Genomic DNA, 12,419 nt, shown 5'->3' with positions numbered 1-12,419 from the left:
GGTCCGCCGGGCGCCCCGGTCGTCCTGCTGTCCTGCGGGTGTCAGTCCTTGATCTCGCAGATCACGGCGCCGGACGTGACGGACGCGCCGACCTCGGCGCCCAGGCCCTTGACGGTGCCGGACCTGTGGGCGTTGAGGGGCTGCTCCATCTTCATGGCCTCCAGGACGACGATCAGGTCGCCCTCCTTGACCTCCTGGCCCTCCTCCACCGCGATCTTCACGATGGTGCCCTGCATCGGCGAGGCGAGGGTGTCGCCGGAGGCCGCGGGGCCGGACTTCTTCGCCGCGCGGCGCTTGGGCTTGGCGCCGGCCGCCAGACCCGTCCGGGCCAGGGACATGCCCAGCGACGAGGGGAGGGAGACCTCCAGGCGCTTGCCGCCGACCTCGACGACGACCGTCTCGCGGCCCGCGTCCTCGTCCGCCTCGGTGTCCGCCGGAGTGGCGAACGGCTTGATCTCGTTGACGAACTCGGTCTCGATCCAGCGGGTGTGGACCGTGAACGGGTCGGCCGAGCCGGTCAGCTCCGGGGCGAACGCCGGGTCACGCACCACCGCGCGGTGGAACGGGATCGCGGTGGCCATGCCCTCGACCTGGAACTCCTCCAGGGCACGGGCGGCCCGCTGCAGGGCCTCCTTGCGGGTCCGGCCGGTGACGATCAGCTTGGCCAGCAGGGAGTCCCAGGCCGGGCCGATGACGCTGCCCGACTCCACGCCCGCGTCCAGGCGGACGCCGGGACCGGTGGGCGGGGCGAAGGTGGTGACGGTGCCGGGGGCGGGCAGGAAGTTGCGGCCCGGGTCCTCGCCGTTGATGCGGAACTCGAACGAGTGGCCGCGCAGCTCCGGGTCGCCGTAGCCGAGCTCCTCGCCGTCGGCGATGCGGAACATCTCGCGGACCAGGTCGATGCCGGCGACCTCCTCGGTGACCGGGTGCTCCACCTGGAGGCGCGTGTTGACCTCCAGGAAGGAGATCGTGCCGTCCATGCCGACGAGGAACTCGACGGTGCCCGCGCCGACGTAGCCGGCCTCCTTCAGGATCGCCTTGGAGGAGGAGTACAGCTCCTCCATCTGGGCGTCCGACAGGAAGGGCGCGGGAGCCTCCTCCACCAGCTTCTGGTGGCGGCGCTGCAGTGAGCAGTCACGGGTGGACACGACGACCACGTTGCCGTGCTGGTCGGCCAGGCACTGGGTCTCCACGTGCCGGGGCTTGTCCAGGTAGCGCTCGACGAAGCACTCGCCGCGGCCGAACGCGGCCACCGCCTCGCGGACGGCGGAGTCGTAGAGCTCCGGCACCTCCTCGAGGGTGCGGGCGACCTTCAGGCCGCGTCCGCCGCCGCCGAAGGCCGCCTTGATGGCGATCGGCAGGCCGTGCTCCTCGGCGAAGGCCACGACCTCCTCAGCGCCGGACACGGGGTCCGGGGTACCGGCGACCAGCGGGGCGCCGGCGCGCTGCGCGATGTGCCGGGCGGCGACCTTGTCGCCCAGGTCGCGGATGGCCTGCGGCGGCGGGCCGATCCAGATGAGACCCGCGTCCAGGACCGCCTGCGCGAACTCGGCGTTCTCCGAGAGGAAGCCGTAGCCGGGATGGATGGCGTCCGCGCCGGACTCGCTCGCGGCCTTCAGTACCTTGGCGATGTCCAGGTAGCTGGTGGCGGGGGTGTCACCACCCAGGGCGAACGCCTCATCAGCGGCGCGGACATGCAGAGCGTCCCGGTCCGGGTCCGCGTAGACGGCCACGCTCGCGATCCCGGCGTCCCGGCAGGCCCGGGCCACGCGGACAGCGATTTCGCCACGGTTGGCGATGAGCACCTTGCGCACGATTGAGGCTCCCTCCTTGAAACAAGCCGAGTTTAGGGACTGCCGACACGGCACTTCGACCCGTCCCCAATGGTGAGCTTGCCCACACGGAGCGTGATTCGAGGCTCGCTCGACCCGCGAAATCCCTTGCAGTACCGCGATACGCAGGACTCCTCGGGCAAACCCTAGCTCCCCGGTGTGGTCAAGGTCTCTGTAAGGGCGTGCTGCGGGCCACTCCGTTTCTTTGTGGAGTCCCTACGAATGGCCCAATGATTCTTTGCCCGCGGCAGACCCCTTGTCCCGAGGTTTACCCGTTAGTAGCGTTCAGGTCGTCTCGAACGTACTTGGGGTAACAGCTGTCCGTGCGGCAGCGGTCGAAAGTGGGTGGGGGCCGGTGGCGGTGCGCAGGCCGGTGGCGTGGATCGTGGCGGTCGTGCTCTTCGTGGAGGCGCTCGGCGTCGCCGCGCTGAACTGGTTCCTGGGCATCGTGGTGGACCGGCAGGACATGTCCCTGGCCGGTCTCGACCCGGACACCATGTCCGTGTCCTCGAAGATCGGCGGCGTTGTCTTCGGTCTCTACTTCGCGCTGTGCGGACTGGTGGCCCTGCTCGTGGCGCTGCGCGACCGGCGCCCCGCCGGCCTGGGCCGCGTCCTGCTGATCAGCGCGGCCGTCGTGCACGGGCTCCTGGGCGCCTTCACCTGGGGTCTGGTGGGCTGGAGCGCCTTCCTGTTCATGCTCCTCGTGCTCGGCCTCATCGTGCTGCTGCTGATGACCTACGACGGCCGGGAGGAACCGGCCGCCGCCGGGCCGGCCGGGGACACCAAGGGCGACGACGGCTCGCCGGTCAGTCCTCCGCCGGCGCCCACAGCTCCGTGATGCCGACCCCGAGATCGGCCAGCAGGCGCCGGACGAGGGGCAGGCTGATGCCGATCACGTTCCCGTGATCGCCCTCGATGCCGTCGATGAACGGCGCCGAGCGGCCGTCCAGGGTGAACGCCCCGGCGACGTACAGCGGCTCGCCCGAGGCGACGTAGGCGGCGATCTCGTCGTCGGTCGGCTCGCCGAAGCGGACGACGGTGGAGGCGGTGGCCGAGACGTGGCGGCCGGTGGCCGTGTCCCAGACGCAGTGGCCGGTCTGCAGCGTGCCCGCCCGTCCGCGCATCGCCTTCCAGCGGGCGGTGGCCTCCTCGGCGTCGGCGGGCTTGCCGAGGGCCTGTCCGTCCAGGTCCAGCACCGAGTCGCAGCCGATCACCAGCGCGCCCCGCACCTCGGGCCGGGCGGCCACCACGGAGGCCTTGGCCTCGGCGAGGGCGAGGGCCAGCTCGGCGGGGGTGGGAGCGGTCACGGCGTCCTCGTCGACGCCGCTCACGAGCACCTCGGGGGCGAGTCCGGCCTGGCGCAGCAGGCCGAGCCGGGCGGGGGACTGGGACGCGAGGACGAGCCGCCTGCGGCGCTGAGCAGTCATGGGGTCAGCGTAGCCACCCGGGCGGGGCCGGCTCACCTCAGACCGATCACGATCATCGCCAGCACCATGGCCATGGCCAGGAGAACGCTCAGCCGCCGCAGCATGTGCTGCATGTCGCGCAGCTCTTCGGGCGGCTCGTTCTCGGGGTCGGACCACAGCATGGCACCAGCGTGCGGCCGGGCGGTCGCGGTGTGCCTGAGTACGGGTACTCAAGTTGGGGCGCGGGGTTCCGCTTCCGTGCGCGCCGGAGCGGCACGGTCCCCGCGCCCCTGAGGGGGTTCCGTCAGCCCGGCCAGTAGGTGCGGCCCCAGGACGCCGGGCCCGGCTGGGGGAGGCGGCGGGCCGCGATGCGGGACGGGTCGGCCCACGCGTCGCGCGGGCCGTCGGCGCCGGACGGCTCGGGTTCCGCCGTCGCGGCGCGGGCGCGGACCACCGCCAGGGCGGCGGCCAGCTCCTCGGGGGTCGGGTTGCCCCGTACGACCTTGATCGTCACAGCGGCTCCTTACAGGGGGATGTTGCCGTGCTTCTTCGGAGGCAGGGATTCCCGCTTGGTGCGCAGCTGACGCAGGCCGCGGACGACGTGGCGGCGGGTGTCGGACGGCATGATCACCGCGTCGACGTAGCCGCGCTCGGCCGCCGTGTAGGGGTTGAGGAGGGTGTCCTCGTACTCCTGGATCAGCCGGGCCCGGACCGCCTCGAGGTCCTCGCCGGCCGCCTCCGCCTCGGCGAGGGTGCGCCGGTGCAGGATGTTGACGGCGCCCTGGGCGCCCATGACGGCGATCTGGGCGGTGGGCCAGGCCAGGTTGAGGTCGGCGCCCAGGTGCTTGGAGCCCATGACGTCGTAGGCGCCGCCGAAGGCCTTGCGGGTGATGACCGTGATCAGCGGGACCGTGGCCTCCGCGTAGGCGTAGATCAGCTTGGCGCCGCGGCGGATGATGCCGTCGTGCTCCTGGTCCACGCCGGGCAGGAAGCCGGGGACGTCCACGAAGGTCAGCACCGGCACGTTGAAGGCGTCGCAGGTGCGCACGAAGCGGGCGGCCTTCTCGGACGCGGTGATGTCCAGGCACCCGGCGAACTGCATCGGCTGGTTGGCGACGATGCCGACGGGGCGGCCCTCGACGCGGCCGAAACCGGTGAGGATGTTCGGCGCGAACAGCGGCTGCGTCTCGAAGAACTCGGCGTCGTCGAGGACGTGCTCGATCACCGTGTGCATGTCGTAGGGCTGGTTCGCCGAGTCCGGGACGATCACGTCCAGCTCGCGGTCCTCGTCGGTGACCGCGAGGTCCGCCTCCTCGGGGAAGGCGGGGGGCTCGGAGAGGTTGTTGGACGGCAGGTACGACAGCAGCTGCTTGACGTACTCGATGGCGTCCTTCTCGTCCCCGGCCATGTGGTGGGCGACGCCGGAGGTGGAGTTGTGGGTACGGGCGCCCCCCAGCTCCTCGAAGCCGACGTCCTCGCCCGTGACGGTCTTGATGACGTCGGGGCCGGTGATGAACATGTGCGAGGTCTGGTCGACCATCACCGTGAAGTCGGTGATGGCGGGGGAGTAGACCGCGCCGCCCGCGCACGGCCCGACGACCAGGCTGATCTGCGGGATCACGCCGGAGGCGTGGGTGTTGCGGCGGAAGATCTCGCCGTAGGCGCCGAGGGAGGCCACACCCTCCTGGATGCGGGCGCCGCCGGAGTCGTTGATGCCGATGACCGGGCAGCCGGTCTTCAGCGCGAAGTCCATGACCTTGACGATCTTCTGGCCGTAGACCTCGCCGAGTGCTCCGCCGAAGACGGTGAAGTCCTGGGAGAACACGGCGACCGGGCGGCCGTCGACCGTGCCGTAGCCGGTGACGACGCCGTCGCCGTAGGGGCGGTTCTTCTCCAGGCCGAAGTTGGTGGACCGGTGCTGCGCGAACTCGTCCAGCTCGACGAAGGAACCCTCGTCGAGGAGGAGGTCGATCCGCTCACGCGCCGTCAGCTTGCCCTTGGCGTGCTGCTTCTCGACGGCGCGTTCCGAACCGGCGTGCGTAGCCTCCTGGATACGGCGCTGGAGATCCGCGAGCTTGCCCGCGGTCGTGTGAATGTCAGGCTGCTGCTCTTCCGGCTCGGACATCGGGATGCGGCTCCCTGCCTGCTCAAAAGGGGGGACGGTTACTCATCCGTAGAGTAGTAGGGGGTCCTCCGATCGGCAGTGCGGTGTTTCCCACACCTAGTGTGGGTTGCATGACACCCCGAGATGCCTCCGACCCGTCCCACAGCCGCTGGTCCGACCTGGACCGGCCGCCCCTCAACGTCATGGCACTGCGCCGGGGGCTGGTGCGGGAGGGAGGGCTGTGGCGTCAGGTGGACGTGGTGCAGCGCACCGGTTCCACCAACTCCGACCTGGTGGCCCGTGCGGCCGAGGGGAAGGCGGAGGAGGGCGCCGTGCTCGTCGCCGAGGAGCAGACGGCCGCGCGGGGGCGTCTCGACCGGCAGTGGACGGCGCCGGCCCGCTCGGGCCTCTTCTTCTCCGTGCTGCTGCGGCCCGCCGACGTGGCGGTGGCCCGCTGGGGCTGGCTGCCGCTGCTCACGGGTGTCGCGGTGGCCACGGGGCTGTCCCGGGCCGCGGGGGTGGACACGGCCCTGAAGTGGCCCAACGACCTGCTGGTCACGGTGGGCGGCGAGGAGCGCAAGGCCGGCGGGATCCTGGCGGAGCGTGCCGGGGACGACGGGGTGGTCGTCGGCGTCGGGATCAACGTCACCCTGCGGACGGAGGAGCTGCCCGTGCCGCGTGCCGGGTCGCTGGCGCTGGCCGGGGCCGTGAGCACGGACCGGGACCCGCTGCTGCGGGGGGTGCTGCGGTCGCTGGAGGACTGGTACGGGCGGTGGCGGTCGGCCGGGGGCGACCCGGCGGTGAGCGGGCTGCAGGAGGCGTACGCGGCGGGATGCGCGACGCTCGGCCGGGTGGTGCGGGCGGAACTGCCGGGGGACCGGTCGCTGGTGGGGGAGGCGGTGGCCGTGGACGGGGACGGGCGGCTGGTGCTGGCGACGGAGGCGGGGGTGCAGGAGCCGGTGGGGGCGGGGGACATCGTGCACCTGCGGTTGGCGTGAGGAGGCGCCGGCCGACGGCGGGCGGAGGCACCGGCCGGCTGGTGCGCTCGCCGACGGCGTGACGTGCCCCTGCCGGAGCCCCGGGGTGGGTGTGGCGCCCGCAGGGTGCACGGGGGCGCCGGGTTCGGTGGGTGGGTCGCGCTGCCCGGCGGTGCGGGGTGCCGCCCTGCGTCCACCCGTGCCGCCCCCGGATACCTCCAGGGCAGTTCAGGCGCCGGGGGAGGCACGACTGCCCGCAGGCCGCGCGGGCGGTGACCGTCGGCCGTGCGGGAGTGAGCTGGGGCACACCTGACGTAAAGTTGGGGCCGGTCGAACCTGACCGCGGCAGATCGGAAGGGCAGCAGGCGTGACCGTCGACGACACGGGCTCCGGCGCGGACGGGGACGGCCGGGTGGACCCCGAGCCGGGCCCGGATTCCGGCGATTCCGGCGAGGACCCGCTCGCGCTGCGCCTCGAGGGACTGATCCTGGGCGCCGAGCGCCGCTACACGCCCTTCCAGGCCGCGCGCAGCGCGGGCGTCTCCATGGAACTGGCCTCCCGCTTCTGGCGGGCCATGGGCTTCGCCGACATAGGACAGGCCAAGGCGCTCACCGAGGCCGACGTCCTCGCCCTGCGGCGCCTGGCCGGCCTGGTGGAGGCGGGGCTGCTCAGCGAGGCGATGGCCGTGCAGGTGGCCCGGTCCACCGGGCAGACCACCGCCCGGTTGGCCGAATGGCAGATCGACTCCTTCCTGGAGGGCCTGACCGAGCCGCCGGAGCCGGGGATGACCCGCACCGAGGTCACGTATCCGCTGGTCGAGCTGCTGCTGCCGGAGCTGGAGGAGTTCCTCGTCTACGTCTGGCGCCGTCAGCTCGCCGCCGCGACCGGCCGGGTCGTGCAGGCCGGTGACGACGAGGAGATGGTGGACCGGCGGCTCGCGGTCGGCTTCGCGGACCTGGTGGGCTTCACCCGGCTGACCCGCCGGATGGAGGAGGAGGAGCTCGGCGAGCTCGTCGAGGCCTTCGAGACCACCGCCGCCGACCTGGTGGCCGCCCGCGGCGGACGACTGATCAAGACCCTCGGCGACGAGGTGCTGTACGCCGCCGACGACGCGGGCACCGCCGCCGAGATCGCGCTGCGCCTCATCGAGACGATGGCGAACGACGAGACCATGCCGGAGCTGCGCGTCGGCCTCGCCTTCGGCACGGTCACCACCCGGATGGGCGACGTCTTCGGTACGACCGTGAACCTGGCCTCCCGGCTCACCTCCATAGCCCCCAAGGACGCCGTGCTCATCGACGCCGCCTTCGCCGAGGAGCTGATCCGCACCCAGGACGCCCCGGCCTCCGAGGCGGAGGCGGCCGAGGAGGCCGCCGCGGCGGAGAAGGAGGGCGAGGAGCCCCCGGCCTACCGCTTCGCGCTCCAGCCGATGTGGCAGCGGCCGGTGCGCGGCCTCGGCGTGATCGAGCCGTGGCTGCTGACCCGGCGGGGCGACGGCGGGGAGTAGGCGGCGGTGGCCGGCCCGGCCGGGGGTCAGCCGTCGCCGGCCAGCAGGTCCACGCACAGCCCGATCAGCGGTACGCACAGCCCCCCGGGCGGCTCCGGCTCCGCGGCGGGCGGTGCGGTGCGGCTCGGCGAGGAGGCGGGTGCGGGGCGAGGGGCGGAAGTGCCCGTCCCCGGCGGCTGCGGGGGCCGCGGTGCGGGCGGTACCGGGTCCCCGGCTCCGGTGCCCGGCGAGTGCGGCGTGCCGGGCTGGTTCGGGAGGCTCGGAAGGGTCGTCGCGCCCGCCGCCGGGTCCGGCGCGGACGACGGAAGCGGGGCCGAAGGGCCCGGCGTCGGGGGGCCGCTCGTGGACGGGCCCGGTATCGGGCCGCCCGCCCGGGGGGACGCGCTCAGGCCGCCCATGACCGACGTCGCCGACGGGCTCGCGCCGGGCGTGGCGCCGGTGCCCGGGGCGGCGCCGGCCTCCCGGCCCGTCCCCGCGTCGCCCGTGCCGGTCCCGCCCGTCTCCACGCGGGGTGCGGCCTCGGCGCCGAAGCCGTCGAGTCCGCCGCCGGGCTCGGGCACCAGGCGGACCAGGCTCAGGGCGCCGGCCGCCAGGGCCAGGCCGCCGGCCGCGAGGAGGGCCTTGCGGGGACGCGGGCGGCGGTGGCGGCCCCGGAACCGGGAGAAGCGCGGTCGCGGTGTGGTCGGCGTGTCCGTCGTCGTCATGGTCCCCTCCCGGTGCGCAGGTGCCCCCCGCCGCTGCGCTTGGCGAGCGACCATAGGCGCTGCCGGACGCCGGGTCGGCGGCATTGCCGGGATGTCACTCGAACGGGTGGACGGCGGAGTGGTGCCGCGGCGGCACGCGCCCGGCCTTTCCCCGCGCCCCCGCGCCTGCGATGATCGGGCGGTCGTTGTTAACCCGCGTTAACCGGAGGGTGTCATGAGCGAGGAGCGGTTCGGGGAGTTCGTCCTGGTCCGGCGGCACGGGGACGGGCATGTCGCGGAGCTCGCGCTCGACCGGCCGAAGGCCATGAACGCCGTTTCCACCGCGATGGCCCGGTCCATCGGGGCGGCCTGTGCGGCGCTGGGCGACGACCGGAGCGTGCGGGTGGTGGTGCTGACCTCGACGCACGAGCGGGCCTTCTGCGTCGGCGCCGACCTCAAGGAGCGCAACTCCTTCTCCGACGCCGACCTGCTGCGCCAGCGGCCGGTGGCGCGGGGCGCGTACACCGCGGTGCTGGAACTGCCGGTGCCGACGGTCGCGGCCGTGCACGGATTCGCGCTGGGCGGCGGCTTCGAGCTGGCGCTGTCGTGCGACGTGATCGTGGCCGACCCCACGGCCGTGGTGGGGCTGCCCGAGGTGTCCGTCGGGGTGATCCCGGGCGGCGGCGGTACGCAGCTGCTGCCCCGCCGCGTGGGGGCGGCCCGCGCCGCCGAGCTGGTGTTCACCGCGCGGCGGGTGCCGGCGGCGGAGGCGCGCGAGCTGGGCCTCGTCGACCAGCTGGTGGACGAGGGGCGGGACCGGGAGGAGGCGCTGGAGCTGGCCTCCCGGATGGCCGCCAACTCGCCCGTGGGCCTGCGGGCGGCCAAGCGGGCGCTGCGGCTCGGTCACGGGCTGGACCTGCGGGCCGGCCTCGAGGTCGAGGACGCGGCGTGGCGGTCGGTGGCGTTCTCCGGTGACCGGGCGGAGGGTGTCGCGGCGTTCAACGAGAAGCGGGCGCCGCGCTGGCCCGGGGAGTGACGGCGGACGACGCGGACCGGTCCCCGTTCGCGTCGTCCATGTCCACTTTTGGGTAAAACGTCCCTAACCTGGAGTGATGGGCGAGGACAGGCGGCTCGCGGCCGTCGTGGCGTTGGCGCAGGGCATGGCCGCCGCGCACAGTGCGCGGGAGGCGTGGCGGGCGGCGGCCGCCGGCGCCTGCCGGGCGCTGGGCGGCAGCTTCGCGGCCCTGTCGGTGTGGGAGCGCGACCTCGGCCGGCTCCGTGTCCTGGTGAACGTGGGCGAGCGGGCCGAGGGCGAGGAGGAGTTCCCCGAGGACGAGTCCTACCCGGTGCACCAGTTCGCGGAGATCACCGAGTTCCTGCACGAGCGCTGGGCCGGCGGCGGTGAACCGGACGCCTGGGTCGAGACGGCCGCGGGGGCCGCCGAGGGCAGCCCCGGGTACGTCCACCAGCGCGTCGCGGCCCTGCGCCGCCGCGGGCGCGGCTGCTGCGTGGTCGCGCCGATCGTGCTGCACGGCCGCGCCTGGGGCGAGCTGTACGTGGCCCGTCCGGTGGGCGAGGCCGTCTTCGCGCGGGGCGACGCCGACTTCGCCACCGTCCTGGCCTCGGTCGTGGCCGCCGGGATAGCGCAGACCGAGAGGCTGGAGGAGGTCCGGCGCCTGGCGTACACCGACGCGCTGACCGGCCTGGCCAACCGCAGGGCGGTCGACTCCCGCCTGGACGAGGCGGTGGAGCGGCACCGTACCGAGGGTGTCGCCGTCAGCCTCGTCGTGTGCGATCTCAACGGGCTCAAGCGGGTGAACGACACCCACGGGCACGCCGCCGGCGACCGGCTCCTGGAGCGCTTCGGGTCGGTGCTGTCGCTGTGCGGGGCCATGCTGCCGGGCGCGCTCGCGGCCCGGCTCGGCGGTGACGAGTTCTGCCTGCTGGCCGTCGGTCCGTCCGCCGACGCGGTCGTCAAGGCGGCCGAGGAGCTGTGCCGCCGGGCGGCCGAGCTGGACCTCGGCGACGGCGTGGCCTGCGGGGTCGCGTCCACGGAGGATCCGGTGGGGCCGGTCCGCTCCGCCCGCCGGCTGTTCCGGCTGGCCGACGCCGCCCAGTACCGGGCCAAGGCCGGCCGGGCGGGCCGGCCGGTGGTGGCCGGCCGCGAGGGGCCCGACGACCCCGTGGTCCGGCTGGCGGACGAGCCGTCCCGGGAGGAGGACGGGGAGCGGCGGCGTTTCCGCGGGCGGCATTCGCCCTAGGCCACCCGCGCCGGAGGGGTAAGGGGTGCCCTCGGCGACCGGGGGTGACATCATCGAATTCACTGCGTACGCTCCTGAATATGAATATGCACACTGTGGTGGTGGGGACGTCCGGGGTCACCGCGTCCGACGTCCTCGCCGTGGCGCGCGCCGGCGCACGGGTCGAGCTCTCCGAGGAAGCGGTGGCGGCGCTGGCGGCGGCCCGCGGCATCGTGGACGCGCTGGCCGCCAAGCCGGACCCCGTCTACGGCGTCAGCACCGGCTTCGGCGCCCTGGCGACCCGGCACATCAGCCCGGACCTGCGCGCCCAGCTGCAGCGCAACATCGTCCGCTCGCACGCCGCGGGCATGGGGCCACGCGTCGAGCGCGAGGTCGTGCGCGCCCTGATGTTCCTGCGCCTGAAGACCGTCTGCTCCGGGCACACCGGCGTCCGTCCCGAGGTCGCGCGGACCATGGCCGACGTCCTCAACGCCGGCATCACCCCGGTCGTGCACGAGTACGGCTCCCTGGGCTGCTCCGGCGACCTCGCGCCGCTCTCCCACTGCGCCCTCACGCTCATGGGCGAGGGGGACGCCGAGGGCCCCGACGGCACCGTGCGGCCGGCCGGTGAGCTGCTCGCGGAGCACGGGATCGCCCCGGTCGAGCTGCGCGAGAAGGAGGGCCTCGCCCTCCTCAACGGCACCGACGGCATGCTCGGCATGCTGGTCATGGCCCTCGCCGACCTCGACACCCTGTACAAGTCCGCCGACGTCACGGCCGCGCTGACCATGGAGGCGCTGCTCGGCACCGACCGGGTGCTCGCCCCCGAGCTGCACGCCATCCGCCCGCACCCCGGGCAGGCCGCCAGCGCCGCCAACATGCTCGCCGTCCTCGAGGGCTCCGGCCTCACCGGTCACCACCAGGACGACGCCCCCCGCGTCCAGGACGCCTACTCGGTGCGCTGCGCCCCGCAGGTCGCCGGCGCCGGGCGCGACACCATGGCGCACGCCCGCCTCGTCGCCGAGCGGGAACTCGCGGCGGCCGTGGACAACCCCGTCGTCCTTCCCGACGGCCGGGTGGAGTCCAACGGCAACTTCCACGGCGCCCCGGTCGCCTACGTCCTGGACTTCCTCGCCGTGGCCGTCGCCGACCTCGGCTCCATCGCCGAGCGGCGCACCGACCGGCTGCTCGACAAGAACCGCAGCCACGGCCTGCCGCCGTTCCTCGCGGACGACGCCGGCGTGGACTCCGGCCTGATGATCGCCCAGTACACGCAGGCCGCCCTGGTCAGCGAGCTGAAGCGGCTCGCCGTACCGGCCTCCGCGGACTCCATCCCGTCCTCCGCCATGCAGGAGGACCACGTGTCCATGGGCTGGTCGGCGGCGCGCAAGCTGCGCACGGCCGTCGACAACCTCACCCGGGTGATCGCCGTCGAGCTGTACGCCGCCACGCGGGCGATCCAGCTCCGCGAGGGCCTCACCCCGGCCCCGGCCTCGCGGGCGGTCATCGACGCCGCGCGGGCGGCCGGTGTCGAGGGCCCCGGGCCGGACCGGTTCCTGGCCCCCGACCTGGCGGCGGCGGAGGCCTTCGTGCGCGCGGGGAGCCTGGTCGCCGCGGCGGAGACGGTCACCGGGCCGCTGCGCTAGCCGGGCTCACGGAGTCCGCTGCGC

12 protein-coding genes are annotated in these 12,419 nt (G+C 74.0%); 6 read left to right on the top strand and 6 right to left on the bottom strand.

Going from position 1 to position 12,419, the window contains the following annotated elements; genetic code table 11:
- Positions 1–41: 41 nt before the first annotated feature.
- Complete coding sequence (locus ACFWJB_RS26945) at positions 42–1,814, bottom strand: acetyl/propionyl/methylcrotonyl-CoA carboxylase subunit alpha (protein ID WP_385471041.1); 1,773 nt, start codon at positions 1,812–1,814, stop codon at positions 42–44.
- 373 nt (positions 1,815–2,187) lie between these two features.
- On the opposite strand from ACFWJB_RS26945, the gene ACFWJB_RS26940 reads away from it, so the two are divergent.
- Complete coding sequence (locus tag ACFWJB_RS26940) at positions 2,188–2,670, top strand: hypothetical protein (protein ID WP_385471043.1); 483 nt, start codon at positions 2,188–2,190, stop codon at positions 2,668–2,670.
- Here the strand turns inward: ACFWJB_RS26940 and ACFWJB_RS26935 are convergent.
- The 4 genes from ACFWJB_RS26935 to ACFWJB_RS26920 form a co-directional block, all read right to left on the bottom strand.
- Positions 2,639–3,259: a Maf family protein gene (locus tag ACFWJB_RS26935; RefSeq protein ID WP_385471045.1), complete on the bottom strand. Its 621-nt coding sequence runs from the start codon at positions 3,257–3,259 to the stop codon at positions 2,639–2,641. The two genes, ACFWJB_RS26940 and ACFWJB_RS26935, sit on opposite strands and share 32 nt — an antisense overlap.
- Before the next feature lie 32 nt (positions 3,260–3,291).
- Positions 3,292–3,420, bottom strand: a complete 129-nt coding sequence (gene mmpB / locus ACFWJB_RS26930; RefSeq protein WP_351025917.1) for a morphogenic membrane protein MmpB — start codon at positions 3,418–3,420, stop codon at positions 3,292–3,294.
- A 122-nt stretch (positions 3,421–3,542) separates the two neighbouring features.
- Positions 3,543–3,752: an acyl-CoA carboxylase epsilon subunit gene (locus ACFWJB_RS26925; protein ID WP_385471047.1), complete on the bottom strand. Its 210-nt coding sequence runs from the start codon at positions 3,750–3,752 to the stop codon at positions 3,543–3,545.
- A gap of 9 nt (positions 3,753–3,761) precedes the next feature.
- A complete protein-coding gene (locus tag ACFWJB_RS26920) occupies positions 3,762–5,363 on the bottom strand; it encodes an acyl-CoA carboxylase subunit beta (RefSeq protein ID WP_385471049.1) in 1,602 nt (533 codons plus the stop codon).
- A gap of 110 nt (positions 5,364–5,473) precedes the next feature.
- Between ACFWJB_RS26920 and ACFWJB_RS26915 the strand changes: the two genes are divergently transcribed.
- Together ACFWJB_RS26915 and ACFWJB_RS26910 are read left to right on the top strand one after the other, a co-directional pair.
- Positions 5,474–6,340: a biotin--[acetyl-CoA-carboxylase] ligase gene (locus ACFWJB_RS26915; RefSeq protein WP_385471051.1), complete on the top strand. Its 867-nt coding sequence runs from the start codon at positions 5,474–5,476 to the stop codon at positions 6,338–6,340.
- A gap of 346 nt (positions 6,341–6,686) precedes the next feature.
- Positions 6,687–7,826, top strand: coding sequence for an adenylate/guanylate cyclase domain-containing protein (locus ACFWJB_RS26910; RefSeq protein ID WP_385471053.1), 1,140 nt, complete (start codon positions 6,687–6,689; stop codon positions 7,824–7,826).
- A 26-nt stretch (positions 7,827–7,852) separates the two neighbouring features.
- Here the strand turns inward: ACFWJB_RS26910 and ACFWJB_RS26905 are convergent, their stop codons facing one another.
- On the bottom strand, positions 7,853–8,530 hold the full coding sequence (locus ACFWJB_RS26905) for a hypothetical protein (protein ID WP_386925356.1): 678 nt from the start codon (positions 8,528–8,530) through the stop codon (positions 7,853–7,855).
- Between the two features lie 214 nt (positions 8,531–8,744).
- On the opposite strand from ACFWJB_RS26905, the gene ACFWJB_RS26900 reads away from it, so the two are divergent.
- The 3 genes from ACFWJB_RS26900 (at position 8,745) to hutH (ending at position 12,395) form a co-directional block, all read left to right on the top strand.
- On the top strand, positions 8,745–9,545 hold the full coding sequence (locus ACFWJB_RS26900; protein ID WP_385471057.1) for an enoyl-CoA hydratase/isomerase family protein: 801 nt from the start codon (positions 8,745–8,747) through the stop codon (positions 9,543–9,545).
- 76 nt (positions 9,546–9,621) lie between these two features.
- Positions 9,622–10,770: a diguanylate cyclase domain-containing protein gene (locus tag ACFWJB_RS26895; protein WP_385471059.1), complete on the top strand. Its 1,149-nt coding sequence runs from the start codon at positions 9,622–9,624 to the stop codon at positions 10,768–10,770.
- A gap of 86 nt (positions 10,771–10,856) precedes the next feature.
- The gene (gene hutH, locus ACFWJB_RS26890; protein WP_386925361.1) at positions 10,857–12,395 is read left to right on the top strand and encodes a histidine ammonia-lyase; all 1,539 of its coding nucleotides are present in this window, start codon (positions 10,857–10,859) and stop codon (positions 12,393–12,395) included.
- The last annotated feature ends 24 nt before the right edge of the window (positions 12,396–12,419 follow it).

The sequence above is a fragment of the Streptomyces sp. NPDC127100 genome, from assembly GCF_042724095.1.
Taxonomy (GTDB): domain Bacteria; phylum Actinomycetota; class Actinomycetes; order Streptomycetales; family Streptomycetaceae; genus Streptomyces.
Note: the sequence above shows the minus strand (reverse complement) of the source record. Positions and strands in the feature narration are given on the sequence as shown.

Bases quoted from the DNA above. Each gene is read 5' to 3' on its own strand.
- ACFWJB_RS26935 (WP_385471045.1), bottom strand. From the start codon at position 3,259: ATGACTGCTCAGCGCCGCAGGCGGCTCGTCCTCGCGTCCCAGTCCCCC.
- mmpB (WP_351025917.1), bottom strand. From the start codon at position 3,420: ATGCTGTGGTCCGACCCCGAGAACGAGCCGCCCGAAGAGCTGCGCGAC.
- ACFWJB_RS26920 (WP_385471049.1), bottom strand. From the start codon at position 5,363: ATGTCCGAGCCGGAAGAGCAGCAGCCTGACATTCACACGACCGCGGGC.
- ACFWJB_RS26915 (WP_385471051.1), top strand. From the start codon at position 5,474: ATGACACCCCGAGATGCCTCCGACCCGTCCCACAGCCGCTGGTCCGAC.
- ACFWJB_RS26905 (WP_386925356.1), bottom strand. From the start codon at position 8,530: ATGACGACGACGGACACGCCGACCACACCGCGACCGCGCTTCTCCCGG.
- ACFWJB_RS26900 (WP_385471057.1), top strand. From the start codon at position 8,745: ATGAGCGAGGAGCGGTTCGGGGAGTTCGTCCTGGTCCGGCGGCACGGG.
- ACFWJB_RS26895 (WP_385471059.1), top strand. From the start codon at position 9,622: ATGGGCGAGGACAGGCGGCTCGCGGCCGTCGTGGCGTTGGCGCAGGGC.
- hutH (WP_386925361.1), top strand. From the start codon at position 10,857: ATGCACACTGTGGTGGTGGGGACGTCCGGGGTCACCGCGTCCGACGTC.